Annotated in this window: 1 protein-coding gene; it reads left to right on the top strand. The window is 43.0% G+C overall.

The window, feature by feature from the left end; translation table 11 throughout:
* The first annotated feature begins 1 nt into the window (after position 1).
* A complete protein-coding gene (locus C2M17_RS07960; protein WP_233997942.1) occupies positions 2-940 on the top strand; it encodes an IS481 family transposase in 939 nt (312 codons plus the stop codon).
* Positions 941-948 lie beyond the last annotated feature (8 nt).

The following is a 948-nucleotide window of genomic DNA, read 5'->3' as shown; positions in this document are numbered from 1 at the left end:
CATTAAGCTGTATGAAGAGACCAATGATGCGGGTTTGGTTTGCCGTAGGTGTGGTATTTCCAGACCAACCCTCCGTAAATGGTGGAAGCGGTATTCTGAGCAGGGTATTGATGGGCTGAGCAGTCAGAGTAGACGCCCTCATAACTCACCGAACGCTAAAATCGACGACAATCTAGAAACCTTAATATTGGAAATGCGCTCGGTGAGAAATTTGGGAGCGAGGCGCTTGCAAACAGAGTTACTGAGACTCCATGAGATTTCATTATCGCCGGCAACTATTCATAAAGTGCTTTCAAATCACGATGTAAAACCCATCAAGAAGTTTCGCCGAAAAGTTGATTTCATTCGATATGAACGGCCACTTCCAGGTGATCGAGTTCAAATGGACACCTGCAAACTGGCTCCAGGGCTTTATCAATACACATCTGTTGATGACTGCACTAGATATAGGGTTTTAAGGGTTTATAAGCGTCGTACTGCGGCAAATACGCTTGATTTTTTAGACTGTGTAATTGAGGAAATGCCATTCCCTATACAACGTATCCAGACAGATCGTGGGCGTGAATTCTTCGCAGAGAAAGTTCAAAGAAAAATGATGGAGTATGGAATAAAGTTTCGGCCAAACAAGCCTGGTTCGCCTCATTTAAATGGAAAAGTTGAGCGCTCACAAAAGACAGACAAATCCGAATTTTATGCAACTATCGACATCGATTCAGATGACTTGCATGAACAACTTTCAGAGTGGCAGCACTATTACAATTGGACGCGGCCACATTCAGCGCTGAAGGGAAAAACTCCAATGGAAAAATATATGGAGCTCAGCGAGGAAACGCCGTTTTCAGATGAAGTTCAAAAGGAATATGACCTATCGAAAGAGCGTGTTCAAGATGCTAATTACAAAAGAGATTTAGAGATCGCCAGATTGAAACGATCTCAGTGAATCACACA

This window comes from Pseudoalteromonas sp. T1lg10 (assembly GCF_002964545.1).
In the GTDB taxonomy this organism is placed as follows: Bacteria; Pseudomonadota; Gammaproteobacteria; order Enterobacterales; family Alteromonadaceae; genus Pseudoalteromonas.
This window is presented reverse-complemented; position numbering and strand designations above follow the sequence as displayed.